Source organism: Streptomyces sp. SPB162 (assembly GCF_029504575.1).
In the GTDB taxonomy this organism is placed as follows: domain Bacteria; phylum Actinomycetota; class Actinomycetes; order Streptomycetales; family Streptomycetaceae; genus Actinacidiphila.
This window is the reverse complement of record NZ_JAQFII010000001.1, coordinates 2,149,568-2,165,107: the sequence shown is the minus strand read 5'-3', so window position 1 is coordinate 2,165,107 and position 15,540 is coordinate 2,149,568. Positions and strand designations below refer to the sequence as shown.

The 15,540-nt window shown below is 73.4% G+C and carries 16 protein-coding genes and 1 pseudogene; 9 read left to right on the top strand and 8 right to left on the bottom strand.

The genetic code is table 11. The features are described from left to right. Window positions 1–14 precede the first annotated feature (14 nt). Window positions 15–545, bottom strand: a complete 531-nt coding sequence (locus M2266_RS10045) for a GNAT family N-acetyltransferase (protein WP_277437862.1) — start codon at window positions 543–545, stop codon at window positions 15–17. Between M2266_RS10045 and M2266_RS10040 the strand changes: the two genes are divergently transcribed. After that, window positions 544–1,098, top strand: a complete 555-nt coding sequence (locus M2266_RS10040) for a GNAT family N-acetyltransferase (protein ID WP_277437861.1) — start codon at window positions 544–546, stop codon at window positions 1,096–1,098. The two genes, M2266_RS10045 and M2266_RS10040, sit on opposite strands and share 2 nt — an antisense overlap. 9 nt (window positions 1,099–1,107) lie before the next feature. Here M2266_RS10040 and M2266_RS32310 read toward each other — a convergent pair whose 3' ends face one another. Then, the gene (locus M2266_RS32310; RefSeq protein WP_346780880.1) at window positions 1,108–2,235 is read right to left on the bottom strand and encodes a hypothetical protein; all 1,128 of its coding nucleotides are present in this window, start codon (window positions 2,233–2,235) and stop codon (window positions 1,108–1,110) included. Here M2266_RS32310 and M2266_RS32305 point away from each other — a divergent pair. Both M2266_RS32305 and M2266_RS10030 read left to right on the top strand, forming a co-directional pair. Beyond that, window positions 2,225–3,142: a hypothetical protein gene (locus tag M2266_RS32305; protein ID WP_346780879.1), complete on the top strand. Its 918-nt coding sequence runs from the start codon at window positions 2,225–2,227 to the stop codon at window positions 3,140–3,142. The genes M2266_RS32310 and M2266_RS32305 overlap by 11 nt on opposite strands. 208 nt (window positions 3,143–3,350) lie before the next feature. Beyond that, the gene (locus M2266_RS10030) at window positions 3,351–3,881 is read left to right on the top strand and encodes a DUF1203 domain-containing protein (protein WP_277437860.1); all 531 of its coding nucleotides are present in this window, start codon (window positions 3,351–3,353) and stop codon (window positions 3,879–3,881) included. 13 nt (window positions 3,882–3,894) lie between these two features. Here the strand turns inward: M2266_RS10030 and M2266_RS10025 are convergent, their stop codons facing one another. The 4 genes and pseudogenes from M2266_RS10025 to M2266_RS10010 all read right to left on the bottom strand — a co-directional run bounded on the left by M2266_RS10025 (window position 3,895) and on the right by M2266_RS10010 (window position 8,079). After that, entirely contained in the window at window positions 3,895–4,542 is a 648-nt protein-coding gene (locus M2266_RS10025) for a response regulator transcription factor (protein ID WP_277437859.1), read from the bottom strand. Between the two features lie 143 nt (window positions 4,543–4,685). Next, a pseudogene (locus tag M2266_RS10020) lies at window positions 4,686–5,991 on the bottom strand (sensor domain-containing protein). Between the two features lie 297 nt (window positions 5,992–6,288). Further along, window positions 6,289–7,308, bottom strand: a complete 1,020-nt coding sequence (gene glnII, locus M2266_RS10015; protein WP_277437858.1) for a glutamine synthetase — start codon at window positions 7,306–7,308, stop codon at window positions 6,289–6,291. Between the two features lie 132 nt (window positions 7,309–7,440). Continuing rightward, window positions 7,441–8,079: a rhomboid-like protein gene (locus tag M2266_RS10010; RefSeq protein WP_277437857.1), complete on the bottom strand. Its 639-nt coding sequence runs from the start codon at window positions 8,077–8,079 to the stop codon at window positions 7,441–7,443. Between the two features lie 30 nt (window positions 8,080–8,109). On the opposite strand from M2266_RS10010, the gene M2266_RS10005 reads away from it, so the two are divergent. The 3 genes from M2266_RS10005 to M2266_RS09995 all read left to right on the top strand — a co-directional run bounded on the left by M2266_RS10005 (window position 8,110) and on the right by M2266_RS09995 (window position 10,024). Then, the gene (locus M2266_RS10005) at window positions 8,110–8,469 is read left to right on the top strand and encodes an isomerase (protein WP_277437856.1); all 360 of its coding nucleotides are present in this window, start codon (window positions 8,110–8,112) and stop codon (window positions 8,467–8,469) included. Next, complete coding sequence (locus M2266_RS10000) at window positions 8,466–9,353, top strand: Gfo/Idh/MocA family oxidoreductase (RefSeq protein WP_277437855.1); 888 nt, start codon at window positions 8,466–8,468, stop codon at window positions 9,351–9,353. The genes M2266_RS10005 and M2266_RS10000 overlap by 4 nt, the downstream gene beginning before the upstream one ends. Before the next feature lie 281 nt (window positions 9,354–9,634). Next, entirely contained in the window at window positions 9,635–10,024 is a 390-nt protein-coding gene (locus M2266_RS09995) for a hypothetical protein (protein ID WP_277437854.1), read from the top strand. 24 nt (window positions 10,025–10,048) lie between these two features. Here M2266_RS09995 and M2266_RS09990 read toward each other — a convergent pair whose 3' ends face one another. Beyond that, the gene (locus M2266_RS09990; RefSeq protein ID WP_277437853.1) at window positions 10,049–10,525 is read right to left on the bottom strand and encodes a group II truncated hemoglobin; all 477 of its coding nucleotides are present in this window, start codon (window positions 10,523–10,525) and stop codon (window positions 10,049–10,051) included. A 232-nt stretch (window positions 10,526–10,757) separates the two neighbouring features. On the opposite strand from M2266_RS09990, the gene M2266_RS09985 reads away from it, so the two are divergent. The 3 genes from M2266_RS09985 (at window position 10,758) to M2266_RS09975 (ending at window position 14,162) form a co-directional block, all read left to right on the top strand. Beyond that, complete coding sequence (locus M2266_RS09985) at window positions 10,758–11,792, top strand: NADPH:quinone reductase (RefSeq protein ID WP_346780878.1); 1,035 nt, start codon at window positions 10,758–10,760, stop codon at window positions 11,790–11,792. Between the two features lie 577 nt (window positions 11,793–12,369). Next, complete coding sequence (locus tag M2266_RS09980; protein WP_277437852.1) at window positions 12,370–12,876, top strand: hypothetical protein; 507 nt, start codon at window positions 12,370–12,372, stop codon at window positions 12,874–12,876. Then, complete coding sequence (locus M2266_RS09975; protein WP_277437851.1) at window positions 12,873–14,162, top strand: HAMP domain-containing sensor histidine kinase; 1,290 nt, start codon at window positions 12,873–12,875, stop codon at window positions 14,160–14,162. Before M2266_RS09980 ends, M2266_RS09975 begins: the two co-directional genes overlap by 4 nt. A 73-nt stretch (window positions 14,163–14,235) precedes the next feature. On the opposite strand, the gene M2266_RS09970 is transcribed toward M2266_RS09975, so the two are convergent. Continuing rightward, window positions 14,236–15,486: an MFS transporter gene (locus tag M2266_RS09970; RefSeq protein WP_277437850.1), complete on the bottom strand. Its 1,251-nt coding sequence runs from the start codon at window positions 15,484–15,486 to the stop codon at window positions 14,236–14,238. Between the last annotated feature and the right edge of the window lie 54 nt (window positions 15,487–15,540).

Genomic DNA, 15,540 nt, shown 5'->3' with positions numbered 1-15,540 from the left:
CCCTGCCCGTTGGGTCAGCTGACCAGCCGCTTTTCCAGGAGGGTCACCGCGTACCGGCTACCCCCGCCGCCGTCTTTCAGGGGCTGCTCTCCGGTCACCGTGTAGCCCGCCGACTCGTAGTACGCGCGCAGGCGGGGGTTGGTCGAGACGCAGTCCAGGCGGCTGAGGGTGCGGCCGGTGGCGGCGATGCGGTGTTCCGCTCGGGTGAGCATCGCGCGGCCGAGGTTCGGCGGGGCGGTCGTGCGGTCGGTCATCAGGCGGTGGATGTAGCCCGCGACCGGCGGTTGCGGGCCCCAGGCCGGCTCGTCGTCCCACCACACTTCCCAGCCGCCGACCGGGGCGGCGCCGCCGGCGTGGGCGAGCCAGACCTCGCCCTCCTTCATGCGGAGCAGGAAGTGGTCCGCGCTCTTCTGGCCGGGCTTCCACTGGTCGATGCCGTTCCGCTGCATCCAGCGGGCAGCGCCGTCGTACAGGGCGACGAGGGCGGGTATGTCGTCCACGGTGGCCTGCCGGAAGGTGACACCGTCACCGTGAAGATCGCTCATGGCTGCCATTGTCACCTGCGGCCCCCGGCCCGGAACCGGCCGCCCCCGAGGCCGCGTCCAGGGGAGCATGGACACCGCCTCCGTCACGATCCGTGACGCCCACCCCGATGATCTGGACGATATCGCCGACGTGCACCGCAGGGCCCGCGCCACGTACTACGCGGGGCACCTGCCCGAGGAGGAGTACGACGGCCCCGACGAGCTGGGCCGCTGCCGGGCCGGCACCGAGCGCGCCATCGGGGCGGCCGACCGCAGGGTGCTCTGCGCGCTGCGCGAGGGCCGGATCGTGGCCTTCGCGGTGCTCGGGTTCCGGCCCGGCGACGAGAAGCTCTACCAGTTCCACGTCGACCCGGACCTCTGGCGGGCGGGCCTCGGCAGCGCCCTGCACGGGGCCTGCGTCACGGCCTGGCAGGACGCCGCGCTGGAAACCGTCCGGCTGGACGTCTTCGCGCCCAACCGGCGTGCCCGCGCGTTCTATGCCCGCCAGGGCTGGGTCGCGGACGGTCACGCGGATGACCACGTCACGATGGCCCTGCGCGTCCCCACCGCCTGACCGCCCGCCCTACCCCAGCGAATCCAGCGTCCCGCCGGTCGTCAGCCGGGCCGTCAGTTTGGCGTTCACGCCGCGTTCCACGCGGACGGCGAGCAGCGGGCCGTCCGCGCTCGCGCGGATGCCGCCGGTGGCGGAGACCTTGGTGACGTCGCGGCTGCCGGCCGCGAGGAGGAACCAGTGACCGGCCGGGGACTTCCACATGACGCCGGCCAGCACATGCTGCCCGAACCGGCTGCAGGCGTTGGTGTTCTGCGCCTCGGCGGCCACCGCCGCCGGAGCGGTCGGCGACGAGCCGGGCGGCTGGAACTGCACCATCACCTCGCCGGCACCGCGCCAGGTATCCGTACGGGTGCACACCCAGGACGCGGCGGCGCCGCCCTCCGGCAGCCGCTGCTCGGCGAACTCCCAGTTGTTGACGGCCCGTACGCCCTGGCCGCGCAGCGTCCCGAGCCGGCAGGCGCTGTGCGCCCAGTTCAGCAGGGCCTGCGACCCGGTCGCCTCGCGCGGCTGCCGGGCCGGGGCGGCCGCGCCGCCCGGCGGCGGGGTGTAGGTGAGATGGACGGGGGTCAGGTCGCCCAGATCGGTCAGCAGGAACGAGTGCTGCTCCACGATCTTCGTCGAGGAGTGGAACTGCAGCACCGGCCACGCCGTCCCGCACTGGCCCTCCGGCGCGCCCGCGCCCGGCGTGCGGACCGGGTCGGTGACCCCGTCGGCCGTGATGTGCAGGGGCTGCCCCGGCCGGTTCGGCTGCAGCAGGTCGCGGGTCTGCGCTTCATCGACCCAGGGGGCGGTCAGGAAGCGGGTGTTGCCGTCGATGCGGCCGACGACGACGGCCGCACCGGTGGTGACGTCCGCGTCGTCCACCCGCGCGAAGTCCAGCGCCGCGTAGCCCGTGCCGTCCTGCGGCTCCGCGTACCGGACGATCCGCATTCCGTCGTAGAGCACGACCACGGCCGCCGCGCCCACGTCGCCCGCGTAGAGGAGCTGCGGCGGCTGGGCGGGCAGCCCCCGCGAGGTGCCGGGGGTCGCCGAGACCCGCACACGCTGCCCGGGCCGCGACCACACGGCGAGCGCGCGGCGCAGCAGTTCGGCGTCGTCCTTGCGGCCGCCCCGGGCGGGCCAGGCGGTGAAGTCCATCCGCGACGTGTGCTCCCACAGGACCGCGTCGGCCCGCAGCAGCGCCGACGACTCCAGCGGGCTCGCGGACCCGGCGGGGGCCCCCGTCGGTGTACGAACCGTCGGCGTACGAACCGGAGCCGCCGTCGGATCCGGTCAGCGACAGCAGCACCGCCGCGACCACCACGGCCGCGACCGCGGCGCCCGCGACCCGCATGTGCTGGCGCCGGCGCAGCAGATCGGTCGGCCGCGCCTGCACCGTGCACGGGTCGAACTCGCCCCCGCCGAGCAGCACTCGGACCGCCCCGGCGCCCTCGCTGCCCTCAGCGGTGGCGGTGGCGGCCTCGGTGACGGCGGCGCGGGGATCGGCGACGCCCGCCGCGGCCAGCACCTTGCGGACCTCGCGTTCGGGCAGCCCCTCCAGCGTGCCCAGCGCGAACGCTGCGCGGGCGGGGCTGCCGAGCCCGGAGAGCGAACGGTCCAGCGCCAGTTCGTCCGTGCCGCCCGCCTTGGGGTGCAGCCGCAACCCCCACACGTGCGGCAGCGGCAACCGGTCGCGGGCGTCGTGCACCCGCTTGCGCCACCCCTCCTCCACGCCGTGCGCCACTGCCCCGCGCAGCACCTCCTGGCGCACCAGCGCATACGCCGGATCCGGCGGACCACCACGCGGGCCGCCCGCGTCGGCGGCGGCCTGATCGGGCGCGCGCCGCCCGCGCGGCAGCGCCCGCTGCACGAGGGTGTGCGCGGCCAGCACCCTGCGGTGCCGGCCGAGAGCGGCCGGCAGCGTCAGATACGCCAGCCGCACCAGGTGCGGATAGTTCTCGACGATCGAGGCCTCGGCCTCCTCGACCTGGATGGTCGGGGGACGCCCCCCGAAAGAGTGCAGAACTGTCGCTTCCGATGTGTCCACACGGCGTCAAACGAGTGATTGGTGCGATGGTCACTCGGGGCGGTACGGGCAGCCCGGCCGGTGACGGCCCGGGGCGGGCCGTTCGGCGCATATCGGGAGCCGCGCATTATGCGCGCCGGCCTCGCGCACGCGTCACTCGCACCGGCCGCCCACACCGCCCGTCACCCTGCAGGGCGACGTCCGATTCCCGCCGGAACCCGGCCGCGTCCGGGGCGATCGTAGACGTATGACCATCACCCGAGAGACCACCGTTTTCCGTACCCACGCCGTCGACCCCGTCCTGCTCGGCCGCCTGCGGGAGACCGACGACGCGGGCCGGGCGCCGGAGTTGAGCACCGACGAGGAAGGCGGCTCGCCGCTGCGCTGCTGCCTGCGGCACGCCGCGCCCGGCGACCGGCTCGCGCTGCTCTCCTACGCCCCGCTGCGCCACTGGGCGGCGGAGACCGGCGCCGACCCGGGCCCGTACCTGGAGCTGGGACCGGTGTTCGTGCACGCCGACGCGGACGACTGCCCCGGCCCGCCGTCCGCCGCCGGCTACCCGCCGGCGATGCACGGGGCCGACCGGGTCTTCCGCGCCTACAGCGCCGACGGCCGCATCCTGGGCGGCCGGCACGTCCGGCTCACCGACGACGAGGTGGCGGCGGGCGCCGCGGACGCGGAGCTGGCCGCGATGTTCGCCGATCCGGAGATCGCTCTGGTGCACGTCCGGGCCCTGGAGTACGGCTGCTTCCTGTTCGCCGCGCGCCGGGCGGGATGACGGCCCGGGCCGCTCAGGAGCGGTCCAGGTAGGCCAGCACGGCCAGCACCCGGCGGTTGTCGTCGTCGGACAGCGGCAGGTCGAGCTTGGCGAAGATGTTCGACGTGTGCTTGGCGACGGCCCGCTCCGTCACCACCAGCCGCTCCGCGATCGCGACGTTGGAGCGGCCCTCGGCCATCAGCGCCATCACCTCGCTCTCGCGGGGGGTCAACTGCCCCAGCGGCTCGTTGCGCACGTTGCGGGCCAGCAGCTGCGAGATCACCTGCGGATCCATCGCCGTACCGCCACCGGCCACCCGCCGCACCGCGTCGACGAACTGGTCCGCGTCGAACACCCGGTCCTTCAGCAGATAGCCGACCCCGCCACTGCCGTCGGCGAGCAACTCCCGGGCGTACAACTGCTCCACGTGCTGGGAGAGCACGAGTACCGGCAGGCCCGGGATCTCGCGCCGGGCGAACAGCGCCGCCTGCAGACCCTCGTCGGTGAACGACGGCGGCAGCCGCACATCCACCACCGCCACGTCCGGCCGCAACTCGACCAGGGCGCGCTGCAGTTCGGGTCCGTTGTCGACCGCGGCGGCGATCTCGAAGTCGTACGCCTCCAGCAGCCGGACCAGTCCGTCACGCAGCAGGAACAGGTCTTCGGCGAGGACGACGCGCACGGCAACTCCATGGTGGGCGGGGGAGGGGACGCTGCTGGGCCCCGCCGCGCTGTCGGCGGGGCCCTCCCGGCGCAGCCAGCGCTGATGGGATACGGCCCACCGTAGCGGCCGTCACTGACAACGCGCCCCGGTCGACCGCCGACTCAGGCCGTTCCGGCCTTCCGCCCCTCGCCGGCCGCCGGGGCGACCGGCGTGCACGGCAGTTCCATGGTCGCCATGGTCGGTCCGCCCACCGGGCTGTTCACGGCCAGGATGCCGTCGAACGCGCCGAGTCGGCGTTCGATGCCCCGCAGGCCGGTGCCGCGCGAGAGGTCGGCGCCGCCGTTGCCGTCGTCGGTGACCGAGACGCGCAGCATGCCGTCCTCGTGCCGCAGATCGATCCAGACGCGCCCGGCGCCCGAGTGCTTGGCGGCGTTGGTGAGGAGCTCGGAGACCGTGAAGTAGGCCGCCGACTCCACCGGCGCCTCGAAGCGGCCGGGCAGGTCGACATCGACGTCCGTCGGGATCGCGCCGCGCAGCGCCAGCGCCCGCACGGCGTCGCCGAGTCCGCGCTCCGCGAGGACCGGCGGGTGGATGCCGCGCACCAGGTCCCGCAGTTCGGTGAGGGCGTCGGCGGAGGACTGCCGGGCCTCGGAGAGGATCTTCCGGGCCTTCGCCGGGTCGTGCTCGATGAGGTGCTCGACGAGACCGAGGTTCATCCCCATGGCGACGAGCCGGGCCTGGGCGCCGTCGTGCAGGTCCCGCTCGATGCGCCGCAGTTCGGCGGCGGAGCTGTCGACCGCGTCGGAGCGGGTCTCCGCCAGCCGGACCACCCGCCGCTTGAGCGCCTCCTCCACCGCCGCCGGGGTGGGCGCGAGAAAGGCCCGGGTGAGCAGGGCGTGCCGGTGCAGCAGCGCCGGGGCGAAACGCAGTCCGAGCAGGATCCAGACGGTGCCGAGCAGGGCCGCCAGCACGGCCGTCGTCTGGTCGTGGACCGGGATGAACGCGTACCAGTAGGTGCCACCCGCCGACACGATCGGCCGCCATACGGAGGCGGCGAGCACCCAGCCGAAGACGCCCTCAGTGAACAGCCCGGCCGTGAGGAACGCGAGGATCGCGCCCGCCGTCATGTCGACCAGCAGCCACTGCAGGTCACGCCAGGTCGCGGGGTCCCTGAGGATCCACTGCAGCCGCTGCCACCGGCCGGCGAACCCGGGCACGAACTCCGGCGCCGGGCGGTACGGGTGGGCGATCTCGACGCCCGACCAGCGCAGCGCCAACCCCCGGCGGTGGTCGGCCCGCGGCACGCACCCTGCCGATCACCAACGGCGTGGTGAAGATCCCGATGCCGAGCACGATGAACGCGATCGACAGCACGGAGAACACGAAGAGGACGATCGACTGGGCAAGGCCCAGCACCGCCAGGGCGAGCGCCCGCACCCCTGCGAGTCCCGCGTTGCGGATGTTCATGGCCGCCCCTCCCCGTTCGGTCAGCCGTTGGCGTCGCCGTCTGCGTCGCCATCCTGGCATCACCGAGTCTGCCGACGGCGTCCGCGCAGGTCACTGGGGGTGGCCCCCGACTGGGGTGTACCTGGCACCACCACCGGGTCCGGGGGTTTGGACGGCTGGGGCCGGGCGGCCGCGGATTCCCACCGTCAGGGGGTCGGAGAAATCAACTGAACGCGCCGCGCTGACCTGTCACAACGGCCGAGGGGCCCGTCGACTCGACGGGCCCCTCGGCCGTTCAGTACGTGCGGGTGGAGCGGATCAGACCTGGTCGGCCTTCTCCAGCGCGGTGCAGCAGGTCTCGACGATGAGGCGGGTCACGACGTACGGGTCGACGTTCGCGTTCGGACGCCGGTCCTCGATGTAGCCCTTCTGCTCGACCTCGACCTGCCACGGGATGCGGACCGAGGCGCCGCGGTCGGAGACGCCGTAGCTGTACTCGTTCCACGGGGCGGTCTCGTGCAGGCCGGTCAGGCGCTCGTCGATGCCCGCGCCGTAGTTCTTGACGTGGTCGAGCGGCTTGCTGCCCTCGCCGAGGGACTCGCAGGCGGTGATGATCGCCTCGTAGCCCTCGCGCATGGCCTTGGTGGAGAAGTTGGTGTGCGCGCCCGCGCCGTTCCAGTCGCCCTTGACCGGCTTCGGGTCGAGGGTGGCGGAGACGTTGAAGTCCTCGGCGGTGCGGTACAGCAGCCAGCGCGCGATCCACAGCTGGTCGGAGACCTCCAGCGGCGAGACCGGGCCGACCTGGAACTCCCACTGGCCGGGCATGACCTCGGCGTTGATGCCGGAGATCGCCAGGCCCGCGGTGAGACAGTTCTCGAGGTGCTTCTCGACGATGTCGCGGCCGAAGATCTCGTCCGAGCCGACACCGCAGTAGTAGCCGCCCTGCGCGGCGGGGAAGCCGTTGACGGGGAAGCCGAGCGGACGGGAGCCGTCGAAGAAGGTGTACTCCTGCTCGATGCCGAAGATCGGCTCCTGGCCGGCGAACTGCTCGGCGATCGGGCGGAGCAGCGCACGGGTGTTGGTCTCGTGCGGCGTCATGTCGGTGTTGAGCACCTCGCACATGACGAGGACGTCATCGCCGCCGCGGATCGGGTCCGGGCAGGAGAACACCGGCTTGAGTACGCGGTCCGACGCGTGACCCACGGCCTGGTTGGTGCTGGATCCGTCGAAGCCCCAGGTCGGGAGCTCGGCGCCGTCGGCCAGGATCCTCGTCTTGGAGCGAAGCTTGGCGGTCGGCGAGGTGCCGTCGATCCAGATGTACTCAGCCTTGTAGGTCACGGGGCGCCATCCTTAACAAGCCACTGTCTTCGCGGGTGCGGTTGTGCACTGAACGAGGGGTCTTGGCCGAGCGCCGTTGATCGAGCCGGTGGCAGCATGGCAAGAACGTTTTTCCCGGCTGTGTCCCTCGTGTTAACCCCGTGTGAACGCACCCCTGTGACCTGCGCCCAGTCCGAGCAGAAGAGCCGCCAGATGTCCGGCGTCGGTGAACGTGCGTCCCTTGCGCACCAGGGGTCGCACGGCAAGCCCCAGTACCGCCGCGGCCGCCACGGTCCGTGCGGTGCGGTGGGGGAGGGATGCGACGGCCGCCCCGACCACCGCGTTCAGGCCGTAGCTGGCCCCGACGTCCACCGCCGACCTGGTCTCCTTCGCGGCGTCCGTCGCGCGCAGCCCGCCGTATACCAACAGGCTCGCCCCGAAATGGCCCAGCGCGAACACCGCGGCCGTCCGACGCGACCCCCAGACGGCCTCGGCGCCGCCGAGAACGCCGAGCAGTATCGCCCCGTACGCCGGATCGATCGGCCGGTCCACCAGGAAGGCGCTGGTCAGGAGGGTGTGCCAGCGACCGGCCCGCAAATTGTCGACATTGGTGGAGTGCGCGCGCAGCACCGCCTCGCGGTCCGGCTCCGGCAGCGGCCGCAGCGCGTACGCCCCGGACTGCACGGCGGTCACATAGGCCGAGGTCGCCCAGGGGGCCCTGCGGGCGCCCGCGCTTCCGGTGGTCTCGGGGCGGCGTCCGGCGAGGTCACCGGAGCGATCAAAGAGGGGCATCGGTCCATCATCACTGAGTACGCTGCGGACATGCCGCACATAGCCGTGGACTACTCCGCCACCCTCACCGACACCTTCGACCGCCAGGGCTTCGCACAGGCCCTGCACCCCCTGGTCGCCAAGATCGCGGACGCGCAGGTGTCCGGCTGCAAGACCCGCTTCCGCCCACTGGACGAGATCGTCATCTCGGACGGCGGGACCGACGAGGCGATGATCCACGTGCAGGTCGCCCTGCTGGACGGCCGCACCCCCGAGACCAAACTGGAGCTGAGCACCGCCGTCCTCGCGCTCGCCCGCGAGCACACGACCGGGACGCCCGACCTGACCGTCCACACGTCCGTCGAGATCCGTGACCTCGACCGCACCAGCTACCAGCGGTACTCCTCATGACGTTCCGCGTCGGACTGCTCGGCACCGGCCCCTGGGCCGACATCGCCCACGCGCCCGCCCTGAGCGGCCACCCCGACGTCGAGTTCACCGGCGTGTGGGGCCGCAGGCCCGAGGCGGCGGCCGCACTGGCGGCACGCTACGGCACCCGTGCCTACGACGACGTGGACGCCCTGATCGCGGACGTGGACGCGGTCGCCATCGCGCTGCCCCCGGACGTCCAGGCGCCGCTGGCCGCCCGCGCCGCCGTGGCCGGCCGCCACCTGTTGCTCGACAAGCCGCTCGCGGCGACCGTCGGCGAGGCCCGCGCGGTCGTCGAGGCCGTCGAGGCCGCGGGCGTCGCCTCGGTCGTCTTCTTCACCGTCCGCTTCGACCGGACGACGGGGGAGTGGGTCGACCAACAGGCCGCCGTGGGCGGCTGGTTCACCGGCCGCGCCGACTGGCTCGGCTCCGTCTTCGCCGGCGGCGACAGCCCGTTCGCGGCATCCCCGTGGCTCCGGGAGAAGGGCGGCCTGTGGGACGTGGGGCCGCACGCCCTGTCGGTGCTCCTGCCGGTGTTCGGCGACGTCACCGATGTCGCGGCCGTCCGCGGCAGCGGCGACACCGTCCATGTGGCGCTGCGCCACGCGGGCGGGGCGGCCAGCACGGCCACCCTCAGCCTGACCGCACCGGAAGCGGCCGCCGGAGTCACCGTCGAGCTGCGCGGCGAGCGCGGTGTCGTGACGGCTCCGCGACCCGGCGAAGGCGCGGTGGAGGCGCTGCGGAACGCGATCGACGCCCTGATCACCGCCGCCCGCACCGGCCGGCCCCACCCCTGCGACGCGCGCTTCGCGCTGCGGGTCACCGAGACGCTCGCCTCGGTGGAGGACGCGCTCGGCAAGAGCTGAACCGGGCGGGGCCGGGCGGCGTGGTGTTCCAGCCGCCCGGCTCTAGGTCGTGTCTTCACATCCTCGTCTGGCCGACGGGGCCTGGCACGCACGCTCGCGGCGTTGTCGTCGGTCGCCGATGGCCCCCAGCTACCGCTGGGAGGTGCCCCCACCGCATGGACTCCCTCCTCCGCCTTGCTATCGCACGCACCAGGCCCCGTCGGCCCCGCCCTTCGGGCGGCCGACGCCGATGTGAAGACACTCTCTAGCCGTCGGCCGCCCGCGTGTCTATCGTCGAAGACATGGCTGCGGACTGGTGGTCGATCGAGATCCTCAACGCCAGGACCTCCGCCGCGCGGTGGCGCGACGCCCATGCGGAGTCGCTCATCGAATCGGCGGTCACCAACGGCGCGTTGAGCTGGGAGTGGTACGCCCACTCCTGGGGTGTCGTGTTCGAGGTCCGCTTCGGCGAGGAACGGCAGTGGGAGTCCTGGCGCGGGCTGCCCGGCACCGTGGCCGCGCTCGACGCCGCACCCGACCCCGTCAACGGCCTCCTGGTGCACCGCGGCCATGGCGGCGCGTCCGGCGACCGCTCGCCGCGCCGGCCCCGCATCACCCCGAGCGCGGGAGCCGTCGTGCTGCCGGAACCCGAGACCGGCGAGAGCCTCGTCGAGGTAACGGCCCTGCCGTAGGTCGGGTCGTCAGGTGGCGCCTCGTCAGACCAGGCCGTTCCACCCCCACTGCGGCACCGGGCCCGGGCTGCCCGGTTCGACGCCCGGTTGCGAGACCGAGCGGGCGATCCGCGTCCCCCACTCGATGTACTCGGCAAAGCGCCGCTGCAGCAGCTCGTCGTCGGGCAGTTCCTTCGCGGCGGTGGCGATCATCAACTCGGCCCAGCGGGCGCGCTGTTCCTCCGTGATGGACAGTCCCAGATGGTTGCGGATGAGACCGGGGTGGCCGCCCAGTTCGGCGGTGTAGCGGGCCGGCCCGCCGAAGACCTCCGACATCCACACCGCGACGTGCTCGACGTGTGTCGGGGTGAAGTGCGCGAAGACCGGCGCGAGCAGCGGGTCGGCGCGGACCACCACGTAGAAGGACTCGGTCAGCCGGCGCAGGCCGTCGATACCGCCCACCGCCTCGTAGAAACTGCCGCGTTCCGTGCCGGATCCAGTCCCCTCGGCCCCGGCGCTCATGCCCGGCCACCGGGGATGTGTTCGTGGGTGATGTGTTCGACGGTCATCGGACATCCTTCGCTCGGTTGCGGGATCCCTCGACGGGACCTCCGGACAGGATCACTCGCCGGGGCCCGCGAACCCCGGACGTTCGCGGTCGGCGGATGAAGCGGATGGGTGGAATCCGCGGGAATCCGCCCGCCGGGGCGGGACGGTGGGAAGAAGCGGCAGGTCCCGGGCCTTGTAACCGGGTATGACGACAATGAAGGCGATCGTGCACAGCACCACCGGCGGCCCCGACGTCCTGTCCTTGACCGAGCGGCCCATCCCGGCGCCGGGAGCGGGGGAGGTCCGGGTCAGGGTGCACGTCTCGGGCGTCAACCCCACGGACTGGAAATCGCGTCGGGGTGCCACGGGCGGCCCCGGCGACGGCTCCGAGCAGGTGCCGAACCAGGACGGCGCCGGGGTGGTCGACGCGGTGGGCGAGGGCGTCGCGGCCGAGCGCGTCGGGCAGCGGGTGTGGATCTGGGAAGCGGCCTGGCAGCGCGCCGACGGCACGGCGCAGGAGTACGTGGTGCTCCCCGAGCGGCAGGCGGTGCTCCTGCCCGACGAGGCATCCTTCGACCTCGGCGCGAGCCTCGGCATCCCCGCGCTGACCGCCCACCGCACCCTCACGGTCGCCGACGGCGGGCCCGACCGCCTCGCCCCCGGCTCCCTCGACGGCCGCACCGTGCTGGTCGCGGGCGGCGCGGGAGCGGTCGGCAACGCGGCGATCCAGCTGGCGCGCTGGGCCGGCGCCACGGTGGTGACGACGGTCAGCAGCACGCGGAAGGCCGAACTCGCGCGCGCCGCCGGCGCCCACCACGTCGTCGACTACCGCACCCAGGACGCCGCCGCGGCGATCCGGCTGCTGGCGCCCGAGGGTGTCGACATCGTCGTCGAGGTCGCCCCGGCCGTGAACGCCGTCATCGACCACGCGGTGGCCGCGCCGAACGCGGTCGTCGCTTTCTACGCCAACAACGGTGGCGACGAGATCACCGTCCCGATCCGGCAGGCGATGATGCCCAACCTGCGCTGGCAGGGCGTCCTCGTCTACACCGTCCCCGAGCGGGCGAAGGCGAACGCCGTCGCCGACGTCTCGGCCGCCCTCGCCGACGGTGCGCTGCGCGTCGGCGAGGACGCCGGGCTGCCGCTGCACCGCTTCCCGCTGGAGAAGACGGGCGACGCGCACGCGGCCGTCGAGAACGACGCGGTCGGCAAGGTCCTCATCGACGTGGTCGCCCGCTGAGCCGCAGGACGCGACCACGGCCCAGTAGGTGACCGTGACGCGCCGGGCGGGTCCGTCGACGCGGATCCGCCCGCGCCCCCGCCCCACCGGCAGCGCGGGGAACGGCCGCAGCGGCCCGCGCTCGCCTCCGCAGGATCCGGTGGTCCTCCTCCGACCGGGAGGATCCGGTGGACCTCCTCCGACCGGGGCATCTCCTCCGAGGTCTCCAGGAACAGCACCGGCCGCGTGACCGGTGGCACATCCCCGCGTCAAGCCGGTGGGATGAGCTTGTCGGACAATAGACCTGGATCCCCGGATCGATCCCCGTTCCATCCCGTGTCCCGAACCGCCGCAGGGAGAGACTTGTCCGCCGTCCGCACCGTGCTCGCCCTGCTGGGGACGGGCGCCGTCGTACTGATGACGGGGTGCTCCGCGACGAACGACGCCGAGAGTGCCGGGCCGACGCCCGTCGCGTCCGCGCCCGCCAAGCTGTGGCCCAACCGGCCGCCGGCCACCGAACTGCCCGGGGAGCCGGAGAACGCACTGGCGGTTTCGGGTGCCCGGCATACCCAAGGTGACTTCGGGGGACATCAGGAGCGTGGATCCCGTCGCCGTCATCCAGGCCGAGATGGCCGCGGCCCCGGACGCGCGCACCGGAACGGACGCGCTGGACCAGGACACCGCGGCGAAGGCCGCCGCCTGCCGGCCGGGCGCCGCCGGGCACCCCAGATGCCCGATCCGCAGTCCCGAGTACTACGACCTGACGGGTGACGGGAAGGCCGACGCCGTCTTCGGCGTCGACATGGTCGACGGCTTCCTCGCGCTGCGCTGCTACACCCTGCACAACGGAGTGCTCACCCGCATCCTGGCGACCATCACGAAGCCGATGTCCGTGCAGGTGGCCGGCGGGAACCTCATCGTCCAGGAGCCGACCCCGTCCGAGGGGTACGAGCAGCGCACGGTCTACACCTGGGACCCGCAGACGCGTGCCATGGCCATCCAGAGCGACGACTACCGGCGTGCCACCCCGCCCGGCCACGGCGGCCGCCGTGGGTCCGGTTCCGACGGCGACGAAGCCGACACCTCGTGGAAGCGGTCCCGATGAGACCGCGCGGGCGGCTGCCGTCCTGGACGGCGACCCTCTACTGGAAGGCCGCCGTCTTCATCACGGCGATGTGCTGCGTGGTCGCGCTGGTCCTCGGCACCCTCGTGCACGTCATGGTGACCCGGCAGACCGTCCGCCAGGCCCGCACCACCGCCCTGAGCCGGCTGGACGCCGCCACCCAGGCGTACATAGCGGGCGACCCGCTGCGCCGCGGCTCCGCGCTGAACCCGCCGGACCTCCCCGACCGGCTCCGTGACCTCGCGCTGCGCGGCGAGCGCGGCACCATGTTCGGCGAAGTCGACGGCCGCCGCACGATGTGGGCGGCCGGTCCGGCCGGCGGGAAGGCGCTGGCCGTGCCGCTCGACTACTCCCGCAGCGCGGAGAGCATCAGGGGGCTGGACCGGGCGATCATCGTGTCCTCCGCCCTGGCCATCGGCGGCACACTGCTGATCGGGATCTTCGCCGTCTCCCGGGTCACCCGCCGGCTGCACAGGACCGCGGCCGTCGCCCGCCGGATCAGCGCGGGCGACCTCGACGCCCGGGTGGCCGACCCCCGCACGGCCGGTCCCAGCAGCGCCCAGGACGAGGTCGCCGCGGTCTCCGCGGCCCTGGACGCCATGGCCGCGTCCCTCCAGCTCAGGCTGCAGAGCGAGCAGCGCTTCACCGCCGACGTCGCCCACGAGCTGCGCACCCCGCTGGCCGGTCTGCACGCCTCCGCCGAACTCCTTCCGCCGGGCCGTCCCACCGAACTGGTCCAGGACCGGGTGCAGGCGCTGCGCCGGCTCACCGAGGACCTGCTGGAGATATCCCGGCTCGACTCCCGTACCGAGAAGGTCGAACCGGACGCCCACTTCCTCGGGCTGCTCGCCGAACGCGCCGTCGCCGCGTCGGGGCTGTCCGCCGAGGTCCGCGTCGTCCACGACATCTGTCTCGTCACGGACCAGCGGCGTCTCGAACGGGTTCTCGACAACCTGATCGGCAACGCCCACCGGCACGGCCGCCCGCCGGTGGTCCTGACCGTCGACGGCCCCGCCATCACCGTTCGGGACCACGGCGACGGCTATCCCGCCTACCTGCTCGACCACGGCCCGCAGCGCTTCCGTACCGAGCCCACCAGCAACGGCAACAAGGGTCACGGCCTGGGCCTGACGATCGCCATCGGCCAGGCCCGCACGATCGGGGCGGAGCTGCGCTTCGCCAACGCGCCCGACGGCGGCGCCGTCTCGACGCTCACCCTCCCCACACCGGAGGAGAACGCGGAGCCGGGCGCGGGCCCCCTGACCTGAGAGCTCGTCCTGACCTGAGAACTCGTCCTGACCTGAGAGCTCGTCCTCTGGGGACTCACCCTGACCCGAGGCCTCAGCTGGCTCCGACGGCCTCCGCCGGACCCACCCGGGCGCCGCGGGACTCCCGGGCCAGATACCCGGCCATGCACAGCGAGGCGATCCCGGCGGACGAGATGGCGGCCCCCACGGACACCATCTCGGCGACCGCCCCGAAGACGGCCGGCCCCACCCCCTGCACGGTCATCATCCCGGAGGTGAGCAGCCCGAACGCCTGCCCGCGGCTGGCCTCCGGGAGCGCGTCGAGGAACGAGCGCTGCAGCCCCAGGCTGTACGCGAAGCCCGTGCCGGTGATGAGCAGCAGGACCGCGCAGAGCGGCCACGGCGGCCCGAAGGCGAAGCCGAGCAGCGGCAGGCCGAGGACCGCGACCAGCACGGCGACCAGGCGTTCGCGGGTCGCGGGGAGCACGAAGCGCCCGACGACCAGATTGCCGACGAGCATGCCGACCGGCAGGCACGCGAGCAGCAGCCCGGCGGTCCCGTCGGGGAACCCGCGCCGCCCCGCGAACGGCACGACGAGGCTCTCGGCGCCGGCCGCGAAGGCGGACGGCAGCCACTGCGCGAGCAGCAACTTGCGCACCCGGCGGTCGGCGAACAGCGCCCGGTTGCCGGACCAGCTGTGCCGCACGAGAGACCCGGATCCGGACGTGGGCCCCTTGTCGGGCGCCCGCAGGTCGGGCAGCCGCAGCCGTACGGCGACCGACGCGACGAGGTACGCGCCCGCGCTCAGCAGCAGCGCGTGCCGCGACCCGAGGAACGTCACGGCGACCCCGCCGCCCGCCAGCCCGAGCAACTGCGCCGCGGACGACGACATGCCGGACAACGACCGCCCCAGCACATAGGCGTCGCCGGTCAGCGTCTCGGCGACGAGGCGGTTCGACGCGCCCTGGAAGACGGGCGTCAGGAAGGCCACCACGGCGACGAGCACCAGGATGAACACCACCGGCAGATGCGCCAGCGCCATCGCGACGGCGGCGGCGAACTCCAGCAGATAACCCGCGGCGATCAGTCGCCGCGGCCGGACCCGGTCGGCGAGCGAGCCGAGCAGCATCGAGCCGGCGAGCTGCGGGAGGAACCCGATACCGAATGTCAGGGCGCCCATGAGCGGTGAGCCGGTGGTCGCGAAGATCAGTACCGAGAGGGTCAGGATCCGCAGGGCGTCGGCGGTGATCGTCACCGCCCGGGTGGCGAAGAGCAGCCGGAAGCGCTGGTCGGACAGTACTTCCCGATAGGTGGTCCGCCGGGGCGGAGCAGGGGTGAACGTCATGGGAAGAGCCTGTTCGCGGTGCCCCCCAGGGGCGACTCTTACGCCAGGGGACGT

Coding starts and splice junctions, on each gene's coding strand:
- M2266_RS32310 (WP_346780880.1), bottom strand. CDS start 2,235: ATGGACTTCACCGCCTGGCCCGCCCGGGGCGGCCGCAAGGACGACGCC.
- M2266_RS10005 (WP_277437856.1), top strand. CDS start 8,110: ATGCCGCACATAGCCGTGGACTACTCCGCCACCCTCACCGACACCTTC.
- M2266_RS10000 (WP_277437855.1), top strand. CDS start 8,466: ATGACGTTCCGCGTCGGACTGCTCGGCACCGGCCCCTGGGCCGACATC.
- M2266_RS09990 (WP_277437853.1), bottom strand. CDS start 10,525: ATGAGCGCCGGGGCCGAGGGGACTGGATCCGGCACGGAACGCGGCAGT.
- M2266_RS10010 (WP_277437857.1), bottom strand. CDS start 8,079: ATGCCCCTCTTTGATCGCTCCGGTGACCTCGCCGGACGCCGCCCCGAG.
- M2266_RS10040 (WP_277437861.1), top strand. CDS start 544: ATGGCTGCCATTGTCACCTGCGGCCCCCGGCCCGGAACCGGCCGCCCC.
- M2266_RS09985 (WP_346780878.1), top strand. CDS start 10,758: ATGACGACAATGAAGGCGATCGTGCACAGCACCACCGGCGGCCCCGAC.
- M2266_RS09995 (WP_277437854.1), top strand. CDS start 9,635: ATGGCTGCGGACTGGTGGTCGATCGAGATCCTCAACGCCAGGACCTCC.
- M2266_RS09975 (WP_277437851.1), top strand. CDS start 12,873: ATGAGACCGCGCGGGCGGCTGCCGTCCTGGACGGCGACCCTCTACTGG.
- M2266_RS09970 (WP_277437850.1), bottom strand. CDS start 15,486: ATGACGTTCACCCCTGCTCCGCCCCGGCGGACCACCTATCGGGAAGTA.
- M2266_RS10030 (WP_277437860.1), top strand. CDS start 3,351: ATGACCATCACCCGAGAGACCACCGTTTTCCGTACCCACGCCGTCGAC.
- M2266_RS10045 (WP_277437862.1), bottom strand. CDS start 545: ATGAGCGATCTTCACGGTGACGGTGTCACCTTCCGGCAGGCCACCGTG.